This is a genomic window from Sphingobacterium sp. SGG-5 (assembly GCF_011043525.1).
Lineage (GTDB): Bacteria > Bacteroidota > Bacteroidia > Sphingobacteriales > Sphingobacteriaceae > Sphingobacterium.
In genome coordinates, this window is record NZ_JAAKGO010000015.1 from 28,128 (window position 1) to 53,482 (window position 25,355).

39 protein-coding genes and 1 tRNA gene are annotated in these 25,355 nt (G+C 37.7%); 9 read left to right on the top strand and 31 right to left on the bottom strand.

From position 1 onward, the window contains the following. Window positions 1–2 precede the first annotated feature (2 nt). The gene (locus tag G5B30_RS16600; protein ID WP_165321135.1) at window positions 3–215 is read right to left on the bottom strand and encodes a DUF6965 family protein; all 213 of its coding nucleotides are present in this window, start codon (window positions 213–215) and stop codon (window positions 3–5) included. Window positions 216–306: 91 nt separating this feature from the next. Between G5B30_RS16600 and G5B30_RS16605 the strand changes: the two genes are divergently transcribed. Next, complete coding sequence (locus tag G5B30_RS16605; RefSeq protein ID WP_165321136.1) at window positions 307–588, top strand: hypothetical protein; 282 nt, start codon at window positions 307–309, stop codon at window positions 586–588. Between the two features lie 35 nt (window positions 589–623). Here G5B30_RS16605 and G5B30_RS16610 read toward each other — a convergent pair whose 3' ends face one another. The 26 genes from G5B30_RS16610 to G5B30_RS16745 form a co-directional block, all read right to left on the bottom strand. After that, window positions 624–1,046: an ASCH domain-containing protein gene (locus G5B30_RS16610; RefSeq protein ID WP_165321137.1), complete on the bottom strand. Its 423-nt coding sequence runs from the start codon at window positions 1,044–1,046 to the stop codon at window positions 624–626. A gap of 547 nt (window positions 1,047–1,593) precedes the next feature. Beyond that, window positions 1,594–1,872: a hypothetical protein gene (locus G5B30_RS16620; RefSeq protein WP_165321139.1), complete on the bottom strand. Its 279-nt coding sequence runs from the start codon at window positions 1,870–1,872 to the stop codon at window positions 1,594–1,596. A gap of 138 nt (window positions 1,873–2,010) precedes the next feature. Beyond that, window positions 2,011–2,157 carry a hypothetical protein gene (locus G5B30_RS16625; RefSeq protein ID WP_165321140.1) on the bottom strand — a complete coding sequence of 49 codons (147 nt, stop codon included), beginning with the start codon at window positions 2,155–2,157 and terminating at the stop codon, window positions 2,011–2,013. 77 nt (window positions 2,158–2,234) lie between these two features. Then, a complete protein-coding gene (locus G5B30_RS16630; RefSeq protein ID WP_165321141.1) occupies window positions 2,235–2,378 on the bottom strand; it encodes a hypothetical protein in 144 nt (47 codons plus the stop codon). A gap of 2 nt (window positions 2,379–2,380) precedes the next feature. Further along, window positions 2,381–2,848, bottom strand: coding sequence for a hypothetical protein (locus G5B30_RS16635; RefSeq protein ID WP_165321142.1), 468 nt, complete (start codon window positions 2,846–2,848; stop codon window positions 2,381–2,383). Next, window positions 2,835–3,107: a hypothetical protein gene (locus G5B30_RS16640; RefSeq protein WP_165321143.1), complete on the bottom strand. Its 273-nt coding sequence runs from the start codon at window positions 3,105–3,107 to the stop codon at window positions 2,835–2,837. Before G5B30_RS16640 ends, G5B30_RS16635 begins: the two co-directional genes overlap by 14 nt. Before the next feature lie 37 nt (window positions 3,108–3,144). Further along, window positions 3,145–5,025 carry a DNA cytosine methyltransferase gene (locus tag G5B30_RS16645; RefSeq protein WP_165321144.1) on the bottom strand — a complete coding sequence of 627 codons (1,881 nt, stop codon included), beginning with the start codon at window positions 5,023–5,025 and terminating at the stop codon, window positions 3,145–3,147. A gap of 248 nt (window positions 5,026–5,273) precedes the next feature. Then, window positions 5,274–5,510: a hypothetical protein gene (locus tag G5B30_RS16650; RefSeq protein ID WP_165321145.1), complete on the bottom strand. Its 237-nt coding sequence runs from the start codon at window positions 5,508–5,510 to the stop codon at window positions 5,274–5,276. 1 nt (window position 5,511) lies between these two features. Further along, complete coding sequence (locus G5B30_RS16655) at window positions 5,512–6,417, bottom strand: DNA-methyltransferase (RefSeq protein WP_165321146.1); 906 nt, start codon at window positions 6,415–6,417, stop codon at window positions 5,512–5,514. A gap of 1 nt (window position 6,418) precedes the next feature. Beyond that, window positions 6,419–7,786, bottom strand: a complete 1,368-nt coding sequence (locus tag G5B30_RS16660; RefSeq protein WP_165321147.1) for a DEAD/DEAH box helicase — start codon at window positions 7,784–7,786, stop codon at window positions 6,419–6,421. Next, entirely contained in the window at window positions 7,786–8,112 is a 327-nt protein-coding gene (locus tag G5B30_RS16665; protein WP_165321148.1) for a hypothetical protein, read from the bottom strand. Before G5B30_RS16665 ends, G5B30_RS16660 begins: the two co-directional genes overlap by 1 nt. Next, the gene (locus tag G5B30_RS16670; protein WP_165321149.1) at window positions 8,076–8,219 is read right to left on the bottom strand and encodes a hypothetical protein; all 144 of its coding nucleotides are present in this window, start codon (window positions 8,217–8,219) and stop codon (window positions 8,076–8,078) included. Before G5B30_RS16670 ends, G5B30_RS16665 begins: the two co-directional genes overlap by 37 nt. Continuing rightward, window positions 8,212–8,580 (bottom strand): hypothetical protein, encoded by a 369-nt coding sequence (locus G5B30_RS16675; protein WP_165321150.1) that lies wholly within the window; start codon window positions 8,578–8,580, stop codon window positions 8,212–8,214. Before G5B30_RS16675 ends, G5B30_RS16670 begins: the two co-directional genes overlap by 8 nt. After that, entirely contained in the window at window positions 8,577–8,942 is a 366-nt protein-coding gene (locus G5B30_RS16680; protein ID WP_165321151.1) for a hypothetical protein, read from the bottom strand. Before G5B30_RS16680 ends, G5B30_RS16675 begins: the two co-directional genes overlap by 4 nt. A gap of 47 nt (window positions 8,943–8,989) precedes the next feature. Further along, complete coding sequence (locus G5B30_RS16685; protein WP_165321152.1) at window positions 8,990–9,757, bottom strand: hypothetical protein; 768 nt, start codon at window positions 9,755–9,757, stop codon at window positions 8,990–8,992. Window positions 9,758–10,189: 432 nt separating this feature from the next. After that, on the bottom strand, window positions 10,190–10,432 hold the full coding sequence (locus G5B30_RS16690) for a hypothetical protein (RefSeq protein WP_165321153.1): 243 nt from the start codon (window positions 10,430–10,432) through the stop codon (window positions 10,190–10,192). A gap of 360 nt (window positions 10,433–10,792) precedes the next feature. Further along, complete coding sequence (locus G5B30_RS16700) at window positions 10,793–11,650, bottom strand: hypothetical protein (protein ID WP_165321155.1); 858 nt, start codon at window positions 11,648–11,650, stop codon at window positions 10,793–10,795. After that, entirely contained in the window at window positions 11,631–12,431 is an 801-nt protein-coding gene (locus G5B30_RS16705) for a YdaU family protein (protein ID WP_165321156.1), read from the bottom strand. Before G5B30_RS16705 ends, G5B30_RS16700 begins: the two co-directional genes overlap by 20 nt. A 196-nt stretch (window positions 12,432–12,627) precedes the next feature. Next, window positions 12,628–12,930: a hypothetical protein gene (locus G5B30_RS16710; RefSeq protein ID WP_165321157.1), complete on the bottom strand. Its 303-nt coding sequence runs from the start codon at window positions 12,928–12,930 to the stop codon at window positions 12,628–12,630. 355 nt (window positions 12,931–13,285) lie between these two features. Beyond that, window positions 13,286–14,107 carry a PD-(D/E)XK nuclease-like domain-containing protein gene (locus tag G5B30_RS16715; protein WP_165321158.1) on the bottom strand — a complete coding sequence of 274 codons (822 nt, stop codon included), beginning with the start codon at window positions 14,105–14,107 and terminating at the stop codon, window positions 13,286–13,288. A gap of 8 nt (window positions 14,108–14,115) precedes the next feature. Continuing rightward, window positions 14,116–14,772, bottom strand: coding sequence for an ERF family protein (locus G5B30_RS16720; RefSeq protein ID WP_165321159.1), 657 nt, complete (start codon window positions 14,770–14,772; stop codon window positions 14,116–14,118). Between the two features lie 6 nt (window positions 14,773–14,778). Continuing rightward, entirely contained in the window at window positions 14,779–14,946 is a 168-nt protein-coding gene (locus G5B30_RS16725; protein ID WP_165321160.1) for a hypothetical protein, read from the bottom strand. A 2-nt stretch (window positions 14,947–14,948) separates the two neighbouring features. After that, the gene (locus G5B30_RS16730; RefSeq protein ID WP_165321161.1) at window positions 14,949–15,212 is read right to left on the bottom strand and encodes a helix-turn-helix domain-containing protein; all 264 of its coding nucleotides are present in this window, start codon (window positions 15,210–15,212) and stop codon (window positions 14,949–14,951) included. A 547-nt stretch (window positions 15,213–15,759) separates the two neighbouring features. Further along, a tRNA-Cys gene (locus G5B30_RS16735) sits at window positions 15,760–15,836 on the bottom strand. A 779-nt stretch (window positions 15,837–16,615) separates the two neighbouring features. Beyond that, the gene (locus G5B30_RS16740) at window positions 16,616–17,401 is read right to left on the bottom strand and encodes a phage antirepressor KilAC domain-containing protein (protein WP_165321162.1); all 786 of its coding nucleotides are present in this window, start codon (window positions 17,399–17,401) and stop codon (window positions 16,616–16,618) included. Next, entirely contained in the window at window positions 17,401–17,676 is a 276-nt protein-coding gene (locus tag G5B30_RS16745) for a hypothetical protein (RefSeq protein ID WP_165321163.1), read from the bottom strand. Before G5B30_RS16745 ends, G5B30_RS16740 begins: the two co-directional genes overlap by 1 nt. Before the next feature lie 231 nt (window positions 17,677–17,907). Between G5B30_RS16745 and G5B30_RS16750 the strand changes: the two genes are divergently transcribed. The 7 genes from G5B30_RS16750 (at window position 17,908) to G5B30_RS16780 (ending at window position 21,811) form a co-directional block, all read left to right on the top strand. Continuing rightward, window positions 17,908–18,489, top strand: a complete 582-nt coding sequence (locus tag G5B30_RS16750; protein WP_206367168.1) for a hypothetical protein — start codon at window positions 17,908–17,910, stop codon at window positions 18,487–18,489. 87 nt (window positions 18,490–18,576) lie between these two features. Then, complete coding sequence (locus G5B30_RS16755) at window positions 18,577–18,750, top strand: hypothetical protein (protein ID WP_165321165.1); 174 nt, start codon at window positions 18,577–18,579, stop codon at window positions 18,748–18,750. A gap of 8 nt (window positions 18,751–18,758) precedes the next feature. Then, window positions 18,759–19,157, top strand: coding sequence for a hypothetical protein (locus G5B30_RS16760; RefSeq protein ID WP_165321166.1), 399 nt, complete (start codon window positions 18,759–18,761; stop codon window positions 19,155–19,157). A gap of 3 nt (window positions 19,158–19,160) precedes the next feature. Continuing rightward, window positions 19,161–19,574: a hypothetical protein gene (locus G5B30_RS16765; RefSeq protein ID WP_165321167.1), complete on the top strand. Its 414-nt coding sequence runs from the start codon at window positions 19,161–19,163 to the stop codon at window positions 19,572–19,574. A 26-nt stretch (window positions 19,575–19,600) separates the two neighbouring features. Further along, complete coding sequence (locus tag G5B30_RS16770; protein ID WP_165321168.1) at window positions 19,601–20,083, top strand: hypothetical protein; 483 nt, start codon at window positions 19,601–19,603, stop codon at window positions 20,081–20,083. Window positions 20,084–20,495: 412 nt separating this feature from the next. Then, window positions 20,496–20,732: a hypothetical protein gene (locus tag G5B30_RS16775; protein WP_165321169.1), complete on the top strand. Its 237-nt coding sequence runs from the start codon at window positions 20,496–20,498 to the stop codon at window positions 20,730–20,732. Between the two features lie 2 nt (window positions 20,733–20,734). After that, window positions 20,735–21,811, top strand: coding sequence for a hypothetical protein (locus G5B30_RS16780; protein WP_165321170.1), 1,077 nt, complete (start codon window positions 20,735–20,737; stop codon window positions 21,809–21,811). A gap of 6 nt (window positions 21,812–21,817) precedes the next feature. On the opposite strand, the gene G5B30_RS16785 is transcribed toward G5B30_RS16780, so the two are convergent. Beyond that, complete coding sequence (locus G5B30_RS16785) at window positions 21,818–22,078, bottom strand: hypothetical protein (protein WP_165321171.1); 261 nt, start codon at window positions 22,076–22,078, stop codon at window positions 21,818–21,820. Between the two features lie 110 nt (window positions 22,079–22,188). On the opposite strand from G5B30_RS16785, the gene G5B30_RS16790 reads away from it, so the two are divergent. Further along, window positions 22,189–22,560, top strand: coding sequence for a DUF2513 domain-containing protein (locus G5B30_RS16790; RefSeq protein ID WP_165321172.1), 372 nt, complete (start codon window positions 22,189–22,191; stop codon window positions 22,558–22,560). A gap of 120 nt (window positions 22,561–22,680) precedes the next feature. Here G5B30_RS16790 and G5B30_RS16795 read toward each other — a convergent pair whose 3' ends face one another. The 3 genes from G5B30_RS16795 to G5B30_RS16805 all read right to left on the bottom strand — a co-directional run bounded on the left by G5B30_RS16795 (window position 22,681) and on the right by G5B30_RS16805 (window position 25,221). Then, window positions 22,681–22,845 carry a hypothetical protein gene (locus G5B30_RS16795; protein WP_165321173.1) on the bottom strand — a complete coding sequence of 55 codons (165 nt, stop codon included), beginning with the start codon at window positions 22,843–22,845 and terminating at the stop codon, window positions 22,681–22,683. Window positions 22,846–22,850: 5 nt separating this feature from the next. Continuing rightward, the gene (locus tag G5B30_RS16800) at window positions 22,851–23,825 is read right to left on the bottom strand and encodes a hypothetical protein (RefSeq protein ID WP_165321174.1); all 975 of its coding nucleotides are present in this window, start codon (window positions 23,823–23,825) and stop codon (window positions 22,851–22,853) included. A 79-nt stretch (window positions 23,826–23,904) separates the two neighbouring features. Then, the gene (locus G5B30_RS16805; RefSeq protein WP_165321175.1) at window positions 23,905–25,221 is read right to left on the bottom strand and encodes a site-specific integrase; all 1,317 of its coding nucleotides are present in this window, start codon (window positions 25,219–25,221) and stop codon (window positions 23,905–23,907) included. Window positions 25,222–25,355: the final 134 nt, after the last annotated feature.

Here is a 25,355-nt window from a genome sequence, read left to right on the forward strand (position 1 = left end):
CGTCAGGAAGACGATATCCGTGTAACCTCATAAAACTTCAACAATCTACCATAAGCCGGACATTTCTCGATATCCTTAGTCCATCTATCGCATTCCTGAAAAGACGTTCGCAGAAACAATTGCGCATCGTCTGTGATTACTGCATGATCGCCTAATCGTATCGGTGTGGCGTATTCTTTACCAAGTAACGCTGCTTTCAATTCCTCAATATTCATGTAACAAATCTAACCAATAAAGTAAGGCATTGCTTACTATATTTTTAAATGGCTTTTGGATGTCTACTAAAATTGTTAGCAACTTTGCGTCATGATACCAGAATTCAACGGCGTTTTAGAAATAGACTACTTCGGAGATGTCAAGCATATACCTTACCGCATGCACTATTTAGGTGGAACCCCTCACATTGTAATTACCGACAAATATGGAAAATCAAGCGAATTTATCCGTTATTACGGAGGTAAATGGAAACGTAGATATGGCGGCGAAATGCCCAAATGGAGGCCTGATTTTATGGAGCTGCTATCGAGGGCATTTGAACTTGAAAATGATAAGAACATGCCGTCTCATATGAAGAGAGATAACCGATGAAATTATCCAGGTTCATATTCCTTTATCCAAAGAGGCTATGACTTTACCGCCTTATCAAATTCCCAAAGGGATAGTTTCCCTTTTACATTCAAAATAGGCTGATCGTACAGTAGGGGGTTAGCCAATACCCAATTGTAGATTGGTTTGCCAAAGTAGGCGTTAGTGTCTTCAAAATCCGTATTTATTTCGGTTTTATCCGCCCAAATACTATGATGATTGATAACGCAGTCAACAATGTCAACTTCTCCGATGATTGCTGAAAAATCAAAACCTTTAATTCGTTCGTGCGTTGCAAGGACAGAAGATTGTTCGTGTGTAAATTCGTGTTGTACCATTTTACCCGAAGCATGAATATAAATCATACCCCTATACTTAGTTTTCCAAGTTCGATTCTCAATGTCCTTAATACCATGAGCAATTAACGATGCCCACGGTTGTTTTATTGATAGTGTTTTCATCTTTCGTTGTATATTTTGTTAATCCATTTTGGGCAACATTACCCATCTTTCAACATCAAATTTATTAGTGTACATCCATGACCATCCACCACCACAACTATCTACAACCATATCAACACGCCAAGTCTTGTGTTTTTTATCGTACACAGCTACTTGTCTGTTTTTAGGAGGTAATTTCATACCTTAACCTCCATTTCTTTAGTAATTCCGTGGCTGTATTTCTTATCTATTTGCCGTAGAAAGTATTTTTGATACCAATTGCAGTTCGTTTTATCGTTGCGTAGCCCAAAATACTGCTGCCTCCTTATCTTTATTGTAATCTTATCCATCTTGCTGAAATAGTCGGTAAAATAAAGTCGATACAAACCAACTAAAAGAGAGTTGTTTTCGAGCCAAATGACTGGTATTCTTACTATAAACCAAACACCTACAAGAATGTAAGCAGGTAATCCACATACAAGCATGACTAATGAGACGCCTTTATTTTCGCTAAACCATAAACCTGCTATAAAAGCATTGATGATAAAGTATATGTATACGATGTGTGTCATACTTCACCTCCATATTTAGATTTGTAGTAGTCTCGTTGATTTTCATACTTTGTTCTGTATCCAAGTTCTGATTCTATTCCGTCATCAAAACCCTCCGAAAAAGCCTTTTCAATCTGCTCTTGTTCTTTTTGGAGAAGGGATTTGGCTTGTCTTATTCTATTACCTATTTCACCCTTCTGAATATTTGATGTAAAACTTTCAGAGCCGTCAATACTATCGTAGCTCTTTTGCATTGCTTCTATCAGCATCTGCATTGCTGTTAGTTCTTTGTTCATAATCAATAATCAGTTAATCCTTGATAACAATTAAAACACAGGGAATCATATTCTCCGTACTTACATTCTAACTCCTTTTCTTCTACTGGTATTTCTTGGTCGCAGTAGTCACATGTTGTTATTTCATCCATGTTCTTTTTATATTATGTAGTCAATTTTGCAAATGGCTTTATCCCCCTCTATCCTTAAAACAATCAATTCAATAGGTATCAGAACATTGCTGATATACCCAGATATTTTTTGACCAACAGAATAGTTTTTATTTGGTATTTTTACTTCACTCATCTGTACCTGTTTTTAAGTTTCCTTTTCATCAGCCACCACGTAGGCGACTGCTATTGCTATTAGTCCGAGTGTGGTTGTTAATCTTCATCTAACGGGTCATAAGCTCCTAAAGCTTGTGCATAGTCAATAGCTTCATCTTCAATTGTGATAGATACAAATATGTTCCATTCATCCCTTGAGGCATTGTCCTGCATCCAAAGATATGCTGTGTTATAATCCATCTCTAATCTACTTTAATAAATAAATAAGTCCGTTCTTTGTCAAATACTTTGGATTGAAAGTCTTCCCATTGTTTACATAGACATACCCTAAATTCACCATTACTCATTCGTATATGGTCACATGGTCTAATACCCAAAATGCAAAAAGGTCGTTTTGTTTTAAATTTTTCATCCTTATTATCATAGGGATTATCAAAATACACCTCATTGGCTTGTAATAACGAATTAAACACCTCTTTAGAATACTTATATTCATACTGAAAATCGGTTTCGGGATTTACTATTTTTGAATATTCCTTTTCCGTTATATCGGGTAGGCGTCCTAATAGTTGCCAGTTATCGTTTGGAAGGCTTTCGTATCCACTACCATCTAAATAGTATAACCCAAATCCTCTTAGCGTGAACTTCTTTTTGACCTCCACTACCAATAAAGTAGCTTTGTCGGTTGTTATTGTTTTAGTTTTTAGCATGGTTATTTAGTTTAGATTTGACCATAGCAACGGTCTTTTTATGAAATTCTTTACAGTATCTAATTCCGTGTTCGTTGCATGGAACATTGTGAATTTTAATTTTACTCCCTTTGTGACCTTTTACAAAAACCCACGTCTCTAATTGAAACCGTTCACCGAATATTTCATCGTAAAATATAGCAGCTGTTGATACCCTGTAATTATCATTTATAACAGTACTGTCGATATTGAAATTTTTCTTTTCATAAAATGGATTCATTCTTTCCTCCTTTCTTCTTCCTTGTTAGGAAGGGGTGTTAAGCCACCATTTTTAATAATTTTTCTCCTTGAGCTTCAGCCCAACATTTCACTACCAACGGCACGACACTGTTGCCGATGAACTTCTTTTGATCCGATTGATTTCCGTACAATATATAATCTTCCGGAAAGCCTTGGATTAGCTTAAGTTCCTGAACTTTCAACATCCGCATTTTGATATCCGAAATACCGTAAAGCGCCATAAATTCTTTGATCTTTATCATCGTCTCGCTGTCATCCTCGTATATCTCGATGTGAACATTAGGATCAATATCGTACTGGATGAAATAAAGAGGAGCTTTATCCTGCCTTGCTATGATTGTGGGGCAAGGTTGCTCGATATGCATTGAGTGACCACCGTGTGAGGGATTATAGATAAATCCTTTGGCGGTCATTAAGCAATGATGATCGTTTGTAGTTATGACACCTGCCGGGCGGTCAATTGACTGGTGATTGTGTTCGCCACTGTATTGTTTATCAAGCCAATTTGTTTGGATCAGTGTAAATCGATCTTTAGTCGTTAACGTACCGGCCGGTTCGTTAACTGACTGAACGTTGTCACCATTTCCGTAGTATTTAGCGAGGAAACAAGGCGTAGTAAGTGCAAGTTTATCTCTTGTTAAAATAGTGGGGCATGGCTTATTGATGTCGTTTGTTTTACTGCTGTGATTGTAATTGACCAAGAATGCTGGATTAACAACGTAATGATGCTTTCTGCTTGCCAATAATGTTGGACAAGGCTCATCTACCGAACGAGAAATACCCTTAAAATTACTTGTCAAAACGAACGGCTCGACATTTACCAATGCTTGGTTTGCTGATGTAGTTATCGTTGCTAACGGATTGTCAACCGAAGCTATTTTATTCATTGGACGTCCCGAAAAGTATTTAGCAATAAATGATGTTTGAGCTAAAGCAAATCTATTCTCGGTAGGTATAGTATTGCAAGGTCTATCTATTCCCGTTATTCGGTCTTTACCTGAATTATACTGCATCAAAAAAGCTTCTTTACCGCCTGCAACTTCTTTGATCAATCCGGCATACACACGTTTTAAAGAGTTTTCGACCAAAGGTATTTTGCGACCGAATATGCTTACACCCTCATCTTCAAAGTCCAATAAATCCTTCACGGCTTTCCACTTCTTTAAACCCTCTCCAAAAAGAGTTTCTTTCTTGCCTCCATTTTTTGAGTGCGTAGGCTCTGGCCATACGATTGGAAGTCCGTATTTAGCAAAACATCCGAACAACCTATTCCTGGATGTGTATGCCCCATAATCCGCACTGTTCATTTCTTTCCATTCATCACGATAGCCAAAGGAGTTGATATGTTTGCGCCAACGCATCCAATCTTGACCTGATTTCATACTCACAGGCTTTCCTTTGTCGTTAAGCGGCCCCCACGACATGAACTCCACAACGTTTTCAATCTGTATGTAGTCGGGATCAATTGCAGTTATGTATCTGTCCAAGTGATCGGCTAAAGTACGGCTATCAGCATCACGTGCTTGACCGCCTTTTGCTTTACTGAAATTCGTACATTCTAAGGATGCCCAAAGGATTATTTTTGCGTTTGGATATATCTCACGATATGTAGCAACGATCTCTATCAAAGGCGAAAGTTCAAGCGTTCTTATGTCTTCCTCGAAGTGGAATACCTCTGGGTGATTTTCCCAATGGCTACGAATAGCTTTGTGATCGTGATTGACACAGGCCGCAATAATAGCAAGACGGTTTCCGTCAGAATTTCGTGCTTGATCAAACCCTATTGTCGTGCCTCCGGCTCCGCAAAATAGATCGACTATTATGAATCGAATGTCTTCCGGATTGTCTACTATTTGAGGCTTGAAAGGTTTGTGTTGTAATATAAATGCGTTAATCATATTTGGTTTTCCTCCATACCCTCCCCACCGCTACAGCGATAAAGAGAGTGGTTAATAGTGTTGTCATTCTGTTTCGTTGTTTATTTTGCTTTGAATTGTTACTACATGCCCTGTAAACTTGTAGCACATGTACTCCTTATCCAACCGTCTCAACGTTGACGGAAGGCAAGAGCATAGATAGGCGACATCCTCATAGCTCATGCCGTGACCGTTGATTAGCTCTAATGCAAGTCCTATCTGCTGGGTGGTCATATCAAAAACTCCGCTAAATAATACCCCGATATACTTCCTGTTGCCGCTCCGAGGCTGTAAATAACACGCTCCGATAATGTTGCCGCTACCGTCTTGCGGACGTTAAGCGTCCAGATGAAGCTTATGAGAAAAGCAGCTACGAATATGCCCGGAGCAATGCCCCTTGCAAGGAACACGGTGTTGATCGCTACGAAAAACACCTGTAAAAAGCCTGTGAAGAATAGGTGTTTCATGTTAAAAAAGCGTTAAGACTTGATTCGTTTCCTGTACAATAGATTTTAGGTTTTGAACCCCTACATTGAAATAGCTATCTTTCAGCTCTATAAGCACAGCGTTTCGTTTCATCCTGATGGCTTCAAACCCTTCGCTTCCTATACCTCCGAACGGACTGAATACCGTTTCCCCCTCATTTGAATACAGGTGTAATGTTCTTTCTATCGTGTCCAGTTGCAAGGGTGTGATGTGCTTTTCGTCATTGTTTCCGCGAGCGGAACGATATTGAAGCGTACGCGAGTAGTCTATGTCATACCAAACAGGGCTTGCATACTTTTGCCAAAGGTCAACTGGTAGATAGTTGGGTTTTGATGGATCTGTGTCCTGATGGGTAATAGGGACTTCATTGTCTCCTTCATTTCTGAAAAATAAAACATAATCAGGAATGCCCACACGGCTCATGCAACTATCTTTTTTGATTGTCTTATGCAATAAACCCAACGCCTTTGTTCGTTGCATTTCGGTCACTGGATTCTTCCAAACGGTTACCCGACTATGGTATATCATCCCTTCTTCCTCATGTATTTTAACGAGGTCTCCACTAAAGTCACGAAGACCGATATATCCGTATTTACCTTTCTGAACAGGCAGATCCATACAATGCACAGCGCATATCCTTCCGGGCTTTAGTATTCGTTTGATCTCACGGACAAGGAAGCGGTAATGATCCCTGAACTGTGTGTAATTAGCCGAATTGTTCATGTCCTTAGGATCATCCGAATAAACGTAAAGCTCAAAAAACGGCGGACTATATATGGTTATGTCGGCACAATTGTCTGGCAATCCTTGTGATACTTCAACACAGTCTCCGCAATAATATGCGAATTGGTCTGTTACTACTTGGTCTTTTAAAACTATCTCTTTCATTTTAACATGCGAATTTTGGAAGCTGAATAGCAGCTTGTTTATACTCTCTTTCGGGTTTATTTCTTTTGTAATCGTTGGTGGCGGAATACTTAGCCATTTGGCGTATCATATTGAAATGATTTGCCTGCTTCTCCAATATTGTCGATCGGACATTGATCTGCGAACTCGGTATAAGCAAATGAACCATTACTTTCTCCGTCTGCCCAAAACGATAGCACCTCCTGACAGCTTGGTAGAACTGTTCGAATTTGAAGTCGTAAGAGGTAAACACTATGTTATGGCAGTTCTGATAGTTCATGCCCATTGCCGCAATGGAAGTCTTGGTTATGAGTGTTCGAAAATCGTTCTTTGCAAATCCGTTTAGATGCTTTGCCTTGAATTCTGCTGTATCACTACCTTGTACATTTACAGCCTCAGGTAATACTTTTTTAAGCGTGTCGGTCTCTTGGTTGCTTAACGCCCATACGATCCATTGCTCGTTGTTGGAATTGACCAATTCGACTGTTTTATCTATACGTGCGTCAAAAGATCGTCTTAAATCCTTGTGCAGATCCGTTGCACTGACAGCAACATCACCAAATAGCGTGTTCGTGTTGTTTTCAACATCAATGATATGTTCGATATACTCAATTTCAGGTAGATCATAGCCGGTTCCGTCAAATCCCAAAGTGGTAGGTGTGTCTATCGCAATTGACCATGTACATACGTATTTCCAAAAGTCATCTTCTGCGTGTTTTCGAAGTCTCCATTTTGAAGTTTGACCGCCATCATGAACAAAGTACATTGCAAGCATTTCTAAGTAGGTCATACCACCTAAAAATTCACTATGCTGTCCTAATTCCATATGGTCGTTAGGTGATGGAGTAGCGGTGCAAGCAAGTTTGTACGGGGTGTTTCTGAACGATTGAATAATCGAACTCGATAGTTTACCGTCACGGCCTTTTAGAATGGAGCTTTCGTCAAGTACAATGCCTGCAAAAACCGATGTGTCGATGTTTTTCAGCTGATCGTAATTGCAGATAAATATATCCGGCTCATTGATACATGGAGTACATTCACTATCGTATCGGTACACATCAATACCGAACTTGCGACCCTCGTCAATAGTCTGCTGAACAATAGCCAATGGCGCAAGTATCAGAACGGGCGCATTGGTATGTCTTGTCACGTGCCTCGACCATTCGAGCTGACAGAATGTTTTTCCCAAACCGCAATCAAAGAACAAAGCGAATTTGCCTTTTCTTAGCGCTGTGGATACTCCGTATACCTGAAAATCTTTCAACATGGGATTGAGGTCTAATTCGGATATCTCAAATCCTGAATGGCTGAATTGAATTTCTTTCGATTTCAAAAACTCTTTATAATCCATCACCCTATCCTCCTTAAATAACTGTTAATAATCTGTTCATTAGTCCTTGTGTCGTCAGACTTGACGAATACGGTAGTCTTGTGATTGACTACTACCGCTCTTTCCTGCCGTGGCGATCTATCGGGGAATACCCGATCCTTAGCCGTCATCTTTACCTCTGCCTTGTGGATATGGGAGAAGCCGATATTCATCTTGGCTTCTTTCTTTACATCCAGCTTGGTCTTTAACCGTTTTGGCAGTGGTTTAGGCTTTGGCTTTCGCTCCGACTTCGTACGCTTCTGACGTATCTTCAGATAGTCATCAGGCTTAGTTGTGTTGTCGCCCAATAGCCATCTGTTGACACCGTCATCTTGCTGATCTCGACAAGGGAGTATCCTTTATTGCGAAGCTCCTGGGCTTCGGTGTAGTCGTGGTTTGGTTTTGGTTTAGGCATTGTTACCTCCGTCCTGTTCCTTTATAAACTCCTTGTACTGATCCAATTCCTTTAGATCAAATACCTTGTAAGGCATCTTAGGATAATACAATTCGGGCATTTCACGCCTGATTGCATTAACATCAGTATACCTTTTAATGAGGTCAACAACTCTCTGATAATAGTCACCATCTTCGGTATCACGCTCATACATCATATTCTCAACGATGTCTTCTATGCTCCAATCTATACAAGGTTCTTTTTTACACTCTTGGTACTCAATCACGAAATCCTCCTCATCGAGGGTATCAAAGTCAGATAATTTGTTTTCAAGACATTCGTCAAAATCTTCATACCAAGCAGAATCGTTAACTAATATCATTTCAAAGCCTCCTTTCTTGCTTTGTTAAATGGAATTTTCAGGCATCCAAAAGGATATTCACAGTAAGAAAATTGACCTTCGTTTTTGACCAATTCGTCATAGAAACATAGTTCGAATTTGAAAGATTTAGTCGGATTATTTGGATTGACGCTGATGTATTTGAAGGGTAGGTTAGCGCACCCTTTGCAGTTGCCAAACTTTAAATAAGATTGGTTAACCCACCATTCTATAAAATATTCAATTTCATTAACGGTGAATTTTATTAGACGGTTAAACTTGCCGGGTTCTCCGTCATTGTATTCAGTAGAAATACCCAAATCATTTAGATATTTAATTAATTCTTCTATTGATGTTGCTTTCATTTCCTTAATTTTTTGATAAAAGCCAAGGGGGTTAGCCCTCGACTTCTTTAAACTGTTACCGACTTAATTAAATTCTCAATTTCCATTAGAGGTATTTCCTGTCCGTTCCTTCGAGCGATGCAGATTTTCTGCAATAGGTCTGATAGCTTGTCATTGGTTTCCCTCAATACCATTATCTCTGTTAGCAGGGGGTTTTGGATGTTATCGGTCATTGGTTTTTCTTCCTCTAAGGGTTTGATACGGTATAGAGAAAAAGTATCATTAAATTTTGGGTCTTTCAGATCTACCCAGCCATCAGTATGATGTTTCAATTGAATAACCGCCCCATTCTTATGTGCTTCTTTCAGTTCAGCGAATTTGTCCACGATAGGTGTAGCCCAATTACCTTTAAGGAATATCACTGCACCGCCATAGTACAATATCCCTTTTTTAAATACATAGCTTCCATTGGGTGTTATTTCAACACCATTAGCATCTGATATTCTATCCCCAACCTTATACCTCCGTTTAGCCTCTTCAATCAAAGCTTGTTCTACTTCTTGGGGTGTGGCTTCGGTAAATTCGCCATCAACCAACCAATGATCATACCCATCAGTCCAAGCTTCGCCTCCTCCGCCAAATCCATATCCGCTGATATGATTATTAGCCATAAGTGCAGTTGCGTATATTAGATTGCCATTTCTTAGTCGATACCACTTACCAACTCCCAATCCTTTAATTTGGGGCTTAGGTTTGCTCATCGCTAAATGCTTCTCGATTTCACTGATACGTTCAGCGTTAGATTGTGCTATTTTTAATATTTCTTGCTTTTTCATTTTGATTTTAGCTTTACACCTCTCTGTTACAGAGAGGACAGGTGTTAATTGTCTGTTAATCTTGAATAAGAAAGCCCCTGCGATATTGCAAGGGCTGAATGTTCTGTTATCTGTGTGTGGCAACTGTGGCACAATGAAAGAAATTTGCTTGTATCCAGGTAATGTATACCCCGTCCTTTTCGATGATGCACCTCGGTAGCAATATGAGTGCATCCCTCTAATCTTGCCTGACAGTAGGGATTATCTTCTTTGAATTTTTTAGCTAACTTGGAGTATATCGGCCTTTCCTTTTTTCGCTTTGGGCTTTCTTTTGGAATAGGCTTGGTAGGACGGGGGAGAGGCGTTTTCTTTCTTTGACGGTTGTAACAGTTTCCGCAAAGTTTTCGGCAATATATCAAACGTTCATTACCGCATGATACACAGATTCCTTTTTTATGTTTTATCATAATTTTTAACAATGTCTTTGGCTAATTTCTTCCACATCCTTAAAATTGTCAATCTTGATGGTCGTGAATTTTGGCACATATCATACAATCCCACAGCATGAGGGTAGTTGGATATCCAAATCTCCACGTTACCCAATTTGGCAGTAAATCGTGTAAAATCGGTAAACTCATGCTCATCCATAAGTTTATTCAATAAGGAATCATGAGCAGGAGAGTAGGGCTCATTCATTATCCAAAAAGATGGACGAAAAATAAATTGAAGTGATTTTAAAAACTTTGTCATACTGTTTCTATTTTAAATTTGAAATACTCTTTTCCTTTTGGAACCAAAACTTTGTTTACCGTTGCCTTTACGATATGTTTATCGTCAAATCCGTACTTTTTCTGTAAAATGTCCTGCAATGGCTTTACTGGATTGTCCCAGTCGGACGATCTGCTTGAAAATCCAAACTCGAATGTTATGTGATAGGGTGTAGGAGGAAGTTTTAATTTAGGCAATAAAAAAAGCAAGTCACGTTCGTACTTGCTGTATTCGGGGGTCTTAAACCTTTTGCCACGCCAACAATCGTTAACTGATAATGGCTTATAATCAATCCGTATCATTTAGCAAGTCTTTTAATTCTACTTCCATTTCGATACAGTCCCTGAAAAACTTTACTACCGATATTCTTTCAGCTTCGTTGCGAATGGAAATAAACAGCTCTTCGTTGGGTATATTCATTGCAACCTGTTTTGCGCATTCTTTCTCGTCTTTGAATTTTTCCAAATACTGTTTGAGTAGCTTTATTTCCTTTCGGTTTGGAGATACGGTCATGAAGTTTTTGATCAGTCCTGTTTCCTTTTGTCCCAAAATTGAAACAATGGCTTGATAGTATATCTTCCACTTGACATCATTAGTGAATGTGATGAGCTTAAAATCTTCGTTCAGCCATCGGTACAGATACACTCCCGAATACCCTAAATCACCTTTAGTTTTGAACCGTTCAAAGGCTTCGATCAAATGACCTTTTGCAAGCTCTTTTTGTTCCTCTTTTGTGGGTATTGGCTTTTCTTCTTCCTCAACCGATCTAAGCTTTGCTATTTCAGCACGTTTTCCGCTTGTGTAGTGAGCTTTCAGGAATTTTATAACCGTGACTACTGATAGACCTTGAAACTCTCCTAAATCGCCTAAAACACCTTTGTGTATTGCAATCGGTATTTCTCCTAATCGGATATTCGGAACGGAGTTTTTTACCTCTTCTGAAATGTTGGCGAAAAGATGTGTTAGTTTATCCTCGTTGGCATTATATCCAAGATCCGCATTCGCTTTCAGTATAGCAGGGAAAAGAACGGCGTCCAATGCTTTGTTTTCGCATTCTCTCGCCATTGGAGTATCAAACACCTCGATGCACATTTCCAACTTTTGGAGTGCGACGTATTTGTCGATTTTAGATATTGATGTTTCCATATTTTTCCTCCGCTACTTTTTTGGCGATTTCCATCGCTGATAATTTTTTGTCATTTACTTCCGGCGGGGGAGTGGTGATTGGCTTTCGTCCCTGCCTGACTTCCGAAGCTATCCACGATGCGCAATAGCGTTTGAACTCCTGCTCTGTTTCCTCCGTTTTACCAGAAGCAAGCAGGTGCAGGCAAAAAGCATCGAACCATTCCAAGACCTGGCCCATCGAAAGTGAATTTTTCATTCCGATCGATTCCAACCAACTCTGATGTCCGGCGCAATTTTTTTTTAAAGTTTCAATTGGTTGTCTGCCGGGAAAAGAAAAATTTTGTGTGGGTGAATTTGGTAATTCACTTTCACTTTCTATTTCTCTTTTATATTCACTTTCTATTTCTCTTTCTCTTTGCCTTTCTGTTTGGGTTCCAGTATTCGTAACCGACTGGTTATTATTTGGGTTACTTTTGGGTTTTGTTTGGGTTTTTGGTCTCCCTCCTTTGCCTCCGTTTTGCTTGTTTTTTTGGGCTATATTTAGCCTCTTTTCACAGCTTGGTATTGACCATCCAACATCTATTTCTTTCCCCTTTACATTGAGTACTCTTTGAACTGTTTCAATGTCCGAATTGGTGTATTTAGCGAGCATTTCGACATTGTATTTTATCTCATTGTCGTTGAGATAGGCAATGTCTAATAAGTCTCTGTATACACCTCTCTCGGCTGCAGTCATAAACATTACATCGGGATCGGAAATAAAATCTTTAGGGTACCAAGTGTATCCTAATTTCCTGCTCATTATTTACTCCTTTCGTTTTGCTGTGTATTTCAAAATTTTGATAGACATATCCTTTACATTTACTCGTGATAGAATAGCCTGTACGTTTTGCGATTTTAGAACGTCAAAGAATTTGTACGCCTCGTTTTCAGTCTCGAACCTCATGGCGCTTATCTGGAATTTAGGCGAGCAAATTCGATAAGGATGCGTCCAGTCTTTAGGAGTTAACCTGTGCTGCTCTATTTTCTCTCTCAGTGTTCTGTGCTTCATTTGTTAGGTAATTTTCAAGTTCAACAATAAATTGATCCATTGGGTAATGGCCGATATCGGGATTACAATATCCATACATGTCGTCCCCGAAGTAAGTGGATAATGATTTTACTACCCTATTTTGGGTTAGGTCTAAGTGATATATTGCTAATTTTTTGACCGAATGATATATCTCTACATTTAATAGTCTTACGCCTTGATCCTGTGCATCTATCACAAGATCAATGGCTCTCAATATCTTTTCTTTCATTTCAGTTATTATCAGGATCTGGGATATAATAATTCAGATATACAGCGCATATCCTTTTTATATCCTCGATGAATTCTACAAATTGTTTGTTTGATAAATCGGCGGTTGAGGGAGTGTTTAAAATCACTTTCCAGAACTTATGCACAAGTTCATGGTGCGAGAAGCGCTCCCTTTCGTATCCTGCGTCTATTAGAGCGGTAGACGAATGAGGTACTACCACGCCTCGGTAGTATCTTCGAAGTTTATCTGATTGCATAGCCTTAAAATAGTGTTGAGATAAACCTTTCTAAGAACCTCATCCGGTTCGTTGCACATCCTTTCGGAATACTCCTTGATCAACTCTAATGCCCTATAGTCAGATGTTATATACTGGCTTGTCGATTGGGTATATTCCATTGTGGCTCCTGTATTCATAAGATTTTAACCAACTGTTAGTACTTAGGCAATCCTCAAAATCTTCGCATAACCTTTTAAATTCTGATTTCCCATACTCAATTAAAGACGGCATAAGAAGGTGCACAGAAACGTTTCCTTTTTTGTCAACTGCGATTATGTAGTAGTCTTTATCTTCGTTTAGTGCTTTTAGGTACATGCCTCCTTGCAGCCAAAGACACCTATTGAGTATTTCGCGTTGCACTTTTCGAGGGTCAGCATCAGGCATGCTCTTCAGATCAAAAACATAATCTTCACCTTCACCATCCAAGAATGAAAGAAACTTAAAACCGTACATTTCCCAATCTATACGCTTCTCCTTGAAATTAGCGCCGTCTATCAAAGACTTGCTTTGTTCGTTCGATAAAACAGATATGGCCATTTCAACAGCATTTTTGTATATCGTATGAGATATCACGGTCTTGTCTTTACTTTCTTCCAGAAATTTTGCATAGACTTCCTTGCCCTCTTTTGTCCGACGATCACATTCGGGGGCTGTAGCATATTCTTTTGAAAATTTATCAGGTTCAAGGACAAGAGTGTGAAACACTCTGCCAAGCAAAATACTGTCTGTATCTTCATTTCCAAAAAGTTTATAGTCTATAAAATGACGGGGTGATTTTCGAAAATTAGATAGTGAAGAATAAGATAAATATAGCTCTCCGTTGCTAAATTTATCCTGAATAGTGTTTACATAAGCCTCTTTTACAGCTAAGTAATCAGGGTTTAATGATATAACTTCCATGGTACAGTTCATTTAGTTGGTTTATAATTCTTTTCAGCTTCCTGCAACACCTTAAGCTCTGCAGGAGGGATAAATATGTTTGCTTTTTGGGCATTGATGATAACATCCTTTTCGCCTTTGTTAATCCGGGCCAAAGCAGCGTTGAATTGCTTTTCGGTCATCGTTGTTGGTCCAGCTACGGTTTCCTTTTTGGCCGATTTTTTATCATCCTCATCGGTAGGGGATGGCTTACGGTCCGGGTTATCAATATCATCCTCATCGGTAGGGATGTGGAAGTATTTCAGAAGGAAGTAACGCTCGGCGTAAGTGAGTGCTGATCCTACGCCTTTATCCCAGTCGTTCATGCCGTTGGCTCCAAACAGATTAACATCTGTTTCCCCGGTTTCAACGTCTACCCAAGTAAATCGCATTTCTACTTTAGAAAGTATTTCTTGCTTTGGATGTCCTTTTGCGGTTGTATAATCTTGACGTGTATTATCTATTGAAAGGACTTCTTGTTTCAATAGCAATCCGAGATCATCCATTAAGGGTTTGATATGGCCTAAAACCTTTGTTCCGGTAACATAGGCGTATCCGTTAGGATTATATTGGGATTTAGTGTCCTTATCCTTTCCAAGCCCCCTAACGGACTTCTGTATCTCGTGAAGTTTTTTGTAAATGCTCATGATGATTTATTTTTGAATTAGATGTGCCAGGTACGGGGCATAAAACATGAATACGACACCGATTAGTATCAGTGCTCCAAAAAAAAGAGTCTCCAAAGCTTCCTTTACTACCTCTCTTTCAGCATCGCCCATAAAGAATATATTGCGATGAATAAAGTCTAATATTCTTTCCATAATTATCTTCTCCTTTTGATTTCTTTGTATTTTATAATCTTGTTGAAGTCGTACCGGATCACCGTACCAATCTGTACGAAAGGTATTTCTTTACGGTCACGCCATTTTTGAAGAGTTTGTTTAGTCACGCCAAAGCGTTTACATATTTGTTCTCCGTCCATAAGCGAAGTTTCCTCATTACTTTCCCGCTCTTTGGCAACGGCTCTGTTTACAGCTGCATCTATTATCGAATTGAGCTGATCCTCATTGATTGTTACCTGTAACATATTTTGATTTATTAGTTGTTTACAAATAGAAAAAGCCCGACATGGATACATCGGGCTTAGTGACCTTTACGTTATTAGCCGTCAAAAGGTCTTAAATCTGGCTCCTTCTTTAGGGTCTTAAAAAAGAGACATCGCAGGGAAAATAGGATTATGTCCCCAACCCTTGCCGGAGCATTTACCGGCCCTTCTTGTATAAATATCTTTACTCACCCCATCACGTGGGGAACGTCTCTTTTAATATCTTGCTGTTTCGTCCTTTTGGAACTCGTCAGTTGGCGCACGCACGCCAAGACAGCTCATTTACCAACTACTTACTTAAACGCCTGGCGTGCTTCGTTGGGGCGCGATCTGTCAACATGTACTTGTATCTTCCATGCCTATACTCCACACCGTCACGGCGGTAGTCATCGGGTTGTTCTATTGTTTCGGGTTTCGGTACCACACCATCCCTACACCTGTTATCGCTCTTATGGTCATATAGCGGACTGTTTTACGATCAGTCAAATCGGCTTTTGATTATAGTCCCAAACGTGCTATTCGGACTTACTGGAGATCGTGACAGGGTTCGAACCTGTGTATGTCTGTTTTGCGGACAGATGCCTTAAACCACTTGGCGACACGATCATTTGAGCTTTTTTACAAGGCACAGCTCACGCCTGAACAATCGTTTGTTGATTGCTTAACTATCTGTATTTCAGATGTTATTGTTTATTTGATTTTTGTGTTTACTTTTGTTGAAAAACTATGTTATGAAACTGATAGACTTAGAATTTATTAAGGATATTAAAATAGGAGACTTTGCGCTCGGGTGTATAGCTACGTTAAATCTATTGTATCCGGCTTTTATAACATGGTACTTCTTTGACCGAAACTTCCTTATTGACAACAGTATATTGGTAATAATACTTTCTGCTATTTCTATCGGTTTTATTTTTAATATATTGACAATAAACAATACCGTGTATAAACTAAAAATGGACGATGTTACCATGACATTTGAAAGCCTAAAGACCATATTTCCATTAATCATTGCAAAACAAGGAATCGATTTTACGTATATGTTTTTATTTATATGGTTTCCTTTGACAATTTCCGAGGAATGGATATCTGAAAACTTCGGGAATGAAAGTATATTGTTATTAGTCATAATTTCGTATTCGTTTGTAAGTTCTGTTGAACGTTTATTGTTCCGTAAAAAATGAGATCTATTTTCTGAAATAATGAATGAATAAGATGGCATTCACAGGAACCCAGACGAATAGGGCGCAAAAGACCAACCTATTGTAATTAATGCTGTTTTCTATGAATAAAACAGATGCTATAGTGGAAAAATTAAATACAACGAACATTACTATGTATCTTATAAAATTTTGTCTACTGAATTCCATTATCTTGTTTAGTTTTTAGTTCCTGAATAGATTGTGTATAAACTCTCTGCCTTTTTCCGTCCAACGCATCTGTATATCGGTTCCCGTTTCACCGTTGGATTTTGTATATGTGTAGGTCTTAGTGTCTGTATAACCTTGGTTCCGGTACTTAGCGGTTAATAGCCACTGGTTACCCTGCTTGTAGATCACACGACGCTCCCGAAGCATTTGGTTAAGCTTAATGGCTGATACTCCAATCTCATTAGCTATCATATTTGTCGTTATCTGTGATTTTGACTGCAAAACCTCTTCGTAGTATTCTACCTTTGGAAGAGCGAGGCCTATAACTTCGTTTGCTTTCTGTAAGTGGTAGTCTTTCTCGTCATTGGCACGGCGCAATTCTTTTAGCTGTGTAGCCATCTGGATTATCATGTCGGGATTGGAAAGCATATCCTCTATGGTCCGGGGAGTGGCCGTAAAACCTACCTGTAAAAGCTCTTTAATCCGGTCGTTGCACCATAATTTGAAGTCTAAAGAAAGCCATTGTGCATATTCAAGAGCAACATCTTCATGGAACCAGTTGCCACGTTTGCTTGGGTCGTTCCCGCCTTTTACACTTATAACTAATTGATTTTTAGCCAAACTCCGATTTTCGGACAACGCCTTTAGAAATTCGATAGTAGAAGGTAACTCTAACCATTTCCAAGCATGTTTACCAAAGGGTTTAGCCATTTCCGTAGCATTTACATAAGCTATTCCGTCTGCATTCCTAAATGTAACCTCGTTACCGTTGTAGGAGAATAATTTGGTTAGTTGGTTCATTACGCAATCCTCCCGATAAATACTTTAATAGATCTTCTTTGCATGTCGTTTAACTGCCTATACTTATGTGCTGATATCTGGGGTTCAGTCCAATACTCATATTTATGGCATGTAGCTTCGTTCAGTTGGGTTTTTAGGTTGGCCGCCCATCCTAATGTTTTTACGGGCAATGCTTGACCTACTTTTAATGTCTTGCATCGTGCTTTTAACCCTTTGGGCGACCTGTTTAGAACCCTATTGGGAACTTTTGTCAGTACAATGTCATTTACACTCATAATGTACATACTATCATTTACTATTTGCTTTAAAAGTGAACGAAAAGTGTACATTTGCTTTAGGTTTTAATATATACTAAACGTTCACTATTTCAAAGGTACATACTATATGTACACTTTGCAAATAAAAAGTACGTAATATATGTACATATTTTGCAAATGATTGAGTATCAAGGAGAAAAATTTCGAAATTGGTTAGATAATCAGTTCGAAAAAGAGAGGGGTAAGCCAATGTCGGAAAGGTTTACGATGAAAAAGGCTATTGAGATGCTGGAAGTGTCAAAAACTAACATGTATCAATATTTCAAGAGTAAAAACCTTTCCAGAGAAACGGTAAAAAAAATAACAGAAACATTTGCAGTAAGTGTAAATGAAATTTGGGGAGACGGCACGATTGAAGAAGGGACTAAGCCCAATCTTTGGATAGTTCCTTTCCGGTCATATGCAGGATTTCTTAGAGGATATGGGGACGGGCTTGGAACAAAGGATAATATTGAAAAGATCTATTACCCGTTGATAAAAGGAGAAGCCTATGCCTTTCAGATTGGAGGACAATCAGCTTTCCCGTTATTCCCGGAAAATACATGGTTCTGCGGAAAGCCGGTAGAGAGTGCAGACGATCTTGTTAAAGGTCGGCTGTATACTTGGCAGACGATAGACGGGATAGTTACCAAACTATTCGATGGTATGGATGATGAATATTTTTATGTATCTTCGGTAAACAAAGACTTTAATCCAGTTAAGCCGTTCCATAGGAAAAGCGTAAAGGTAATTTACCGCCAAGTGGGTAAGTTGGATAACTTTGAATATTAAACCAAGTAAATTATGATAAATACATTATTACAGGCAGCCCCAGGTCCAGACGGAACATTCATTATCCAATCAATTTTGGTTATAGGAATGATCGTTATTGCGTTTCTTATCTTCCGTGCTGTGATGTTATGGTACTGGAAGGTAGACAGGATAGTAAGCAACCAAGAGCAACAAATTGCTACTATGAGCGCAATCCTTAGAAAATTGGAAGGATGGAAAGACGAGGACACGAATGGAGATAGTAGTATCATGGATAAATAGTTATCGACATGGAACTTAGCGAATACATAAATGACACTATTTTAAGTGTTGTAGAGGGAATAGAACAATCTCAAAAGCAACTATCTGACAAAGGAAGTAATGCAATAGTAAACCCGTCAATTACAAGCGTGGGTGATGTTAAATTTATAGACGATAGGGCTGGTAAAAGAGCTGTGCAGGAAGTCAATTTTACTATAGGCATAACCATAGAGGGAGAGTCTGAGTCAGAAGGCGGGGGAGGGGTTAAACTAAGTGTTTTCCAAGCCGGCGGAAAAATCACAAAAAAACAATCAGAAACGGAGGTTAACACAATTTCGTTTTCGGTTCCGATACGCTTTCCGGTGAAAGATGATTTGGAGATTAAGAAAATCAAAGCAACATCTTCGTATAGCAAAATAAGAAAATAGCTGATGAAAAATTTACTTGTAGTCTCCTTTTCGTTTATACTATTTGTTTCATGCCACTTATCAAATGAAGACAAAGCAAAAGAACTTATTAAGCAGTACATTGTGGAGAATGCGAATGATCCGGAAAGTTATGAACCGGTAGAGTTCGGGGACTTAAAAGAGGAAGATGGTATGGTTTTCTGGAGTTCGGAATATAACTATCTTGAGAAACTACTTGATGTTACAAGTGATGAAGAAAGAAAGGAATATCTCTTAAAGAGCATAGACAACCTGGTAGAAGAGATTGGTGAAGGATCTGGCTATTCGATAGTCCATTCATATCGAGGTAACAACGCCTATGGGGCTAAAATACTGGTAACACAGGAGTTTTATTTAGACAGTATGTTAACTAAAGTATTATTCGTAGAAAACTTTTAAAATATTGTAGGAAATAACATTAAGGTATGCCCCACATCGAAAATAAAAAACAGAGCCTCGCAGAAATATTTTCCCAACGGACCGGCCGGCTGATCAGTTCTGAAAAAATACTTATTGGGTCTGTTATCTCTAAAATTGAACTCTTCCTTGTACATTATAGAGATATAATAGCAAAGGAAGAAATAAAAGCCATACACATAGAGTACGAATATACCGATGGTATTGCTGAATATCCAACAATGATGTCGTCCACTATTGATATCGACGAATTGGATGGGCTTATTAAATCCCTGGAACATATTTGGGACAAAGTAATATCTACACATCCGAGGAATTATACTGAAGTACTTTTTACAAGCAGATCCGGAATTAAATTAGGATGTGTTTATAGGTCGGACTGGTATTTCTATATGAAGGTATCAGAATCCGACGACAGATCAATAGTATCAATGCGTATAGATTGTTTGTATACCTTACTGGAACTATTGACGAAAGCTCAGGAGATGTAGGTTTAGGCTAAAGATATACACGCTTTGAGTATATCTTCTCTACAAACATCTTTATATGTCATATTAATGTCATGTTATTAAATATAATTTGCTTTAATTGACTCGATTTAATGCGTTTTAACAATATGTTGTGTAAAAATGAGATTTATCCTTTAGACGTAATAGTTATTAACGTACAAGTCGGCATTTTGGCCTTATGGAGGTAAACGTGGTGATGATGGACGGGATACAGGTCGAAATATTGCTAATAGCGATGCTATAGATAGAGGTGTTGCAGATGTTATACTTATGTTATATGTTTGATGACTCGATCATCAATAGGATCGTGTAGAAGAGTAATTTGAGTGAGTGTTAATACTGATTTAATGCGAATTTTAAACCTTAGAATATTGTATTCATCTAACAAAGGAATATGGCACCTTTTATAAAAATAGTTTCAAATGTTCTTACTGAGGTATTTACGACCTTTTTAGAGTCTGACATGAAGGTAATCAGCAATGATGCTGAAAAACTATTGTCAGATAAGGACAATAAGAGAGCATATATTGACGGGTTAGCGAAATTAAGGCAGCTTGAGAAAGATGGGAACAAAGAGCCTAAAGTCACTATAATATTAAAGAATAAGCAACCGCTTGAGTTGACTCGATAAGTATGAATTTTGGGATCACTATAATAACAATATTTTATATTGTTATTTTAATTGTGCCAGGCATATTTTTTAAGCGCTTCTATTTTCAAGCAAAATTTGCAAATGAGTTTGGCAAGGGAGTGTTTGCTGATAAAGCTATTACGAGCATATTTTGGGGGTTAATTATACAGATTCTATCTATATTCATTGTTAAGTTTACGTTTAGCTTAACATTTGATGAAATTTACATAAGAGCTAACAACATCTATCAATCTATTCATGAGGGATATCTTCCCAAGGTTAGTTATAAACAATTAAAGTTAATTTTTGCTTTTTTTATCTTTTCTATAGCTATAGCATGCTTGTGTGGTTATTTTCTACATAAATTAATCAGGTATTTTAGACTTGATGTCACTTTTTCTCCTCTGCGTTTTGCAAACGAGTGGAATTATATTTTCAGAAATGAGGCATCTCAAAGTATAGACTCATCCTTGGAAAAAAAGAAATATCATTCTACAGAATTGGATATAATTGTCAAAGAGTCCAAAAATGACAATCCTGTATTTTATTCCGGTATATTAAAGGATTACTTTCTTGACGAGTATGGTCAATTAGATAAAATTATTTTAAAGGCTGCAAAAAAAAGAGTAAAAAAGAACCAAGGGACAAAAGAATTTGTAGAGATTAAAGGAGATACTTTCATTGTGCCTTATTGCAATATTGAAAATATTAACTTACGATTTAATTATACATCAAGAATTAATTCATTCAAGATACCTTCGGCAATAGTTAATACAGTATATTTATTTGCTATATTAATATTGATTTTTATATTTATTTTTCCGTGGTTTACAAACGTCGATTTTTGGCGCAAAATATTATCTATATTGCCTTTGTTTTTGTCTTGGACTTCTTTAATGATAGTTGTTATGGTTTACATTGGAAGTTCAGATCCTAAAAAAGACATAGCGAAAGGAAGGAATCATTTATTGTTTTTTTTATTATCAATAATGTTTATGATCGTAGCGCTTTTGTTGTTGGATTTGATTAATGTGTCTAAAATATCAAAGCATGTAAGGGAATTCATTAACATGTATTAGGACTTACTATCTATTATCTTCATTATCCTTTGCTTCCGCATGTATATGATACCATTCCCTTGAAAGCTTAATGATGTCTTTGTGATTATAGTAGATCGTTGTATTTTTCCCGTTTTGTGACTCTGGCTTTAACAATCTGTGCTTTAGCCAAAACTTAACTCTTTGCGCTCCATAATACATACATGCTTCTTTTTTAGTTAATTGAGGCTTAGCTAAAGTCTTGTTCACAAGGTATTCAGCAATATCTTCTATTGTCAGTCCACTCATGACTAAATATAGCAAGAATCCCCAAACTCTGCACGGTGATTTGGAATCGTATTTTATGCTAAGTAATTTAGTGGGGCAATAGAATGGTCTGTTCTTAAAGGTTTATAACAATGAAATTAGACATTGAATTATGCAGAAAGATACTGCAAACAATCGAAGAGCACGGAGGTGTCGATGGATTACAGCGATTCCCGCACATTGAAGATGTAGACGATCAACATGTTTTTTATCAAATCAAGAAAATGTCGGAAGCCGGTTATGTATCACATAAGGTTTACTGCTGTGACAGTGGAAGCGAATTTAACTTATTCAAAGTTGACGTGAGTTTTCAAGGTCACGAGTTTTTAAGGCAAATGTTAGATGACACCATATGGAATAAAACTAAAGATATAGCGAAAAAAGGAGGTCTTTCACTAACGTTCGAAACAATAAAAGCTATAATACCGGTTGCAATTAATTCCGTTATTAGCGCTTATTCGTAAATAGAAAAACCCTACAACTTCCGGGAGGAATGGAGTAGGTTTTTTGGACACATATAAAAAATTAAAATTAATCCCCTTTAATTTTAATTCAAGGCTATATTGTGCCTAATGTGAGAAATGTTAACCTTTTAGATTGACAAAAGTTATCTTCTTATTGGATGAAGCTTCTTTAAATTTATTCAAATTGACTTTTTGAAAGCTTTCATTTATTTTGGTTAACATTTCAAATCGTGATTTAATCATCTGACTTTTTTCAGACATTAAGTTGCTTTTTGCGTTTTTCATGATTATTATCTTTTTAAATGTCTTGGAACCTCTAATTCATTTCCAGATATAAATCTGAATCCTTCATCGTCAATTACTGCTAACTTTATCAGACCGCCTACGGTAGGTATGTTTTTCGTATACTTCTGGAAATCTACTTCTATTCGCATCAATAATGAAGCCAAATCAATAGCTTGCTGCAGGCTTAAATCGTTTAAGTTATAAATCTGCATATCAGAAAAAGCGAGGTCTAAAAACCGCTGATCTGAACTTATATCCATCAATATATCTGTGGTTAGTAAATCCTCATTTATATTTAGTTTGTCAAGTGCTATTCTTACTATGTCAGCAAATTTAAAATACATATCGTTAGAAAAACCGAATAAAATGGAATCGGATATTTTATTCTGACCATCACATATTACACTGCCATAAGAAACGAAATCGCTAAAGTAATCGGCTCCAATTTCTGTATCGGAAGCCGGTAAATATTTTGTGAATATCTTTTTAAAAGTAGTTTCTTTATTTACAATATCATAGTGAGTCAATATAAGAACGAAATTGCCCAAATCTGCTCCTGTTTGTAAGTGAGAGGATATTTCGTTGTTGAAATGGGATTTTACCATCTCTATTATTTCGTCAGGAGATATATAATCATTTTGATTATTGAGTCTAACATTGTTTTCATAAACAAATTCCTCGGTTATTGTTGATATACTCTTACTGTTGATATAAGCAGATCCACAAGTAGTGAGGCATGAGTAATTATTAATCTTCAATAATTTATCTTCGAAGTCCTTTGTAAAGCTGGGTTCTTGTCGGAATAATGAAATAAGATCATGCGCATTTATTTGCACATTTTCATCTCCGGTTTCTTCAGCTTTTCTTTGGATATAATTCAAATAATTGTTGAAACTTAACACACCCTGCTGAGAAGTAACAAGAGAGTCAGCTATGACTGCAACCCCTCTTTTTGCCGCTACACTCGCAATAAAAGTCATATTTTATATTTTGGTTTTATCAAACATAGTAATAATACGCCAAAAAGATACACAAGATATTAAAATAAATTATCTACTTTTATTTATCCCAAGCATTCAACAAAGCTTCTTTAGCTCTTTTCTCCGTTATCTTCACGTACCTTTTAAAGCTCTTGTAGCTTCTGTGTCCGGTAATAGGCATAATCTCTTCGGCCTTCATTCCAAGTTCTAAAGATAGCGTTACAAACGTCCTCCTTGCTGTATGTGCAGTAACCTGATCCTTACGGGGAAAAGTCTTTACTATCCTTTTGGCTCCGCTGAACCGGACCTTTTCAACGGTTTCCGTCAATCCGGCTAATTCGGCGACTTCTTTAATGTACTCATTAAACTTTTGATGGCTCGGAATAGGGAATACCAAGTCGTTATCCGATACGATGTATTTATCTGCGATTTCCCGGGCTTTATTGGATAAAGGTATTCCGTTAAGGTCTTTTGTCTTTTGTGCCGTCAGACGGATAAAATCGCCCCTAATATTGTGTCTTTTTAAATTCAACACGTCAGAAAAACGCAAGCCGGTATAACACATGAAAACAAATACATCCCTGACCTTTGAAAGTCGTTCAGTTTTCAGCTCTACGGCTTCGATCTTCTTTAACTCACCCATAGTGAGAGCGACGACATCGGTTTCTTTTTCCGACCATGAGAAATCCCTAAAACTTTCGTCAGTTCGGTATCCTTTCTTTCTTGCCCGGTCCAGGAATACCCGCAGTTGGGCCAGTCTCTTTTTTATGGTAGCGTTAACCAAGCCCTTTGACACCATGAATAAGGCTACACCATTGAAGTAATCAAAGCCGGCATCATGAGTATAATGTACTTTCTTTTTTAAAGTGTCATAATCAGAAAGCATGTTTCGTATGGTAGTGTAATGCTTTATCGTGCTTTCGGTTAGTTTGCCCTTGTTCTCATTTTCATTACCTTCAATAAAGTCAACGACCGATATTTTTTTTCCTTTATCGATCTTTTGCCTCGATTTCCCGGACATCATGTTTTTAAGTTCATAGATCACATCAGATCCCGAATAATCCACGCCATCCATTCTAAATCTATCCTCAATACCTTTTATCTTCAACTCTATATCTGAAAGCATGGCGTTTATCTCTGCTACACCGTGGGCAGAAAGGAATAGATTGAAATTTACATCCGGGGCTAATTTCTTAGCGATCGGTTTTGAAATATAGATAGCTTCTTTTTCGTCATTGTCCCAATTTTCCTGTAATATAGATTTTCCTATCATGTAGGACACCGGAGTATTTCCATGTAAGGAATATCTAAGCTGCAAGGCATACAGATCATCCTTACTTTTTGTATCTTTACGTAAGATATAGTTAACGGTTCCGTCAGTAATCTTTAATCTCATTGGCACGATTTATGGCACGATAATATTATACTCATGTGTATTCAAATATACCCAAATAATATAAAAATCATACTTTAAAGTGGAAATAGGCGTATTTTGATATAATTGATAAAGCACGGGTATGCTATCAATTT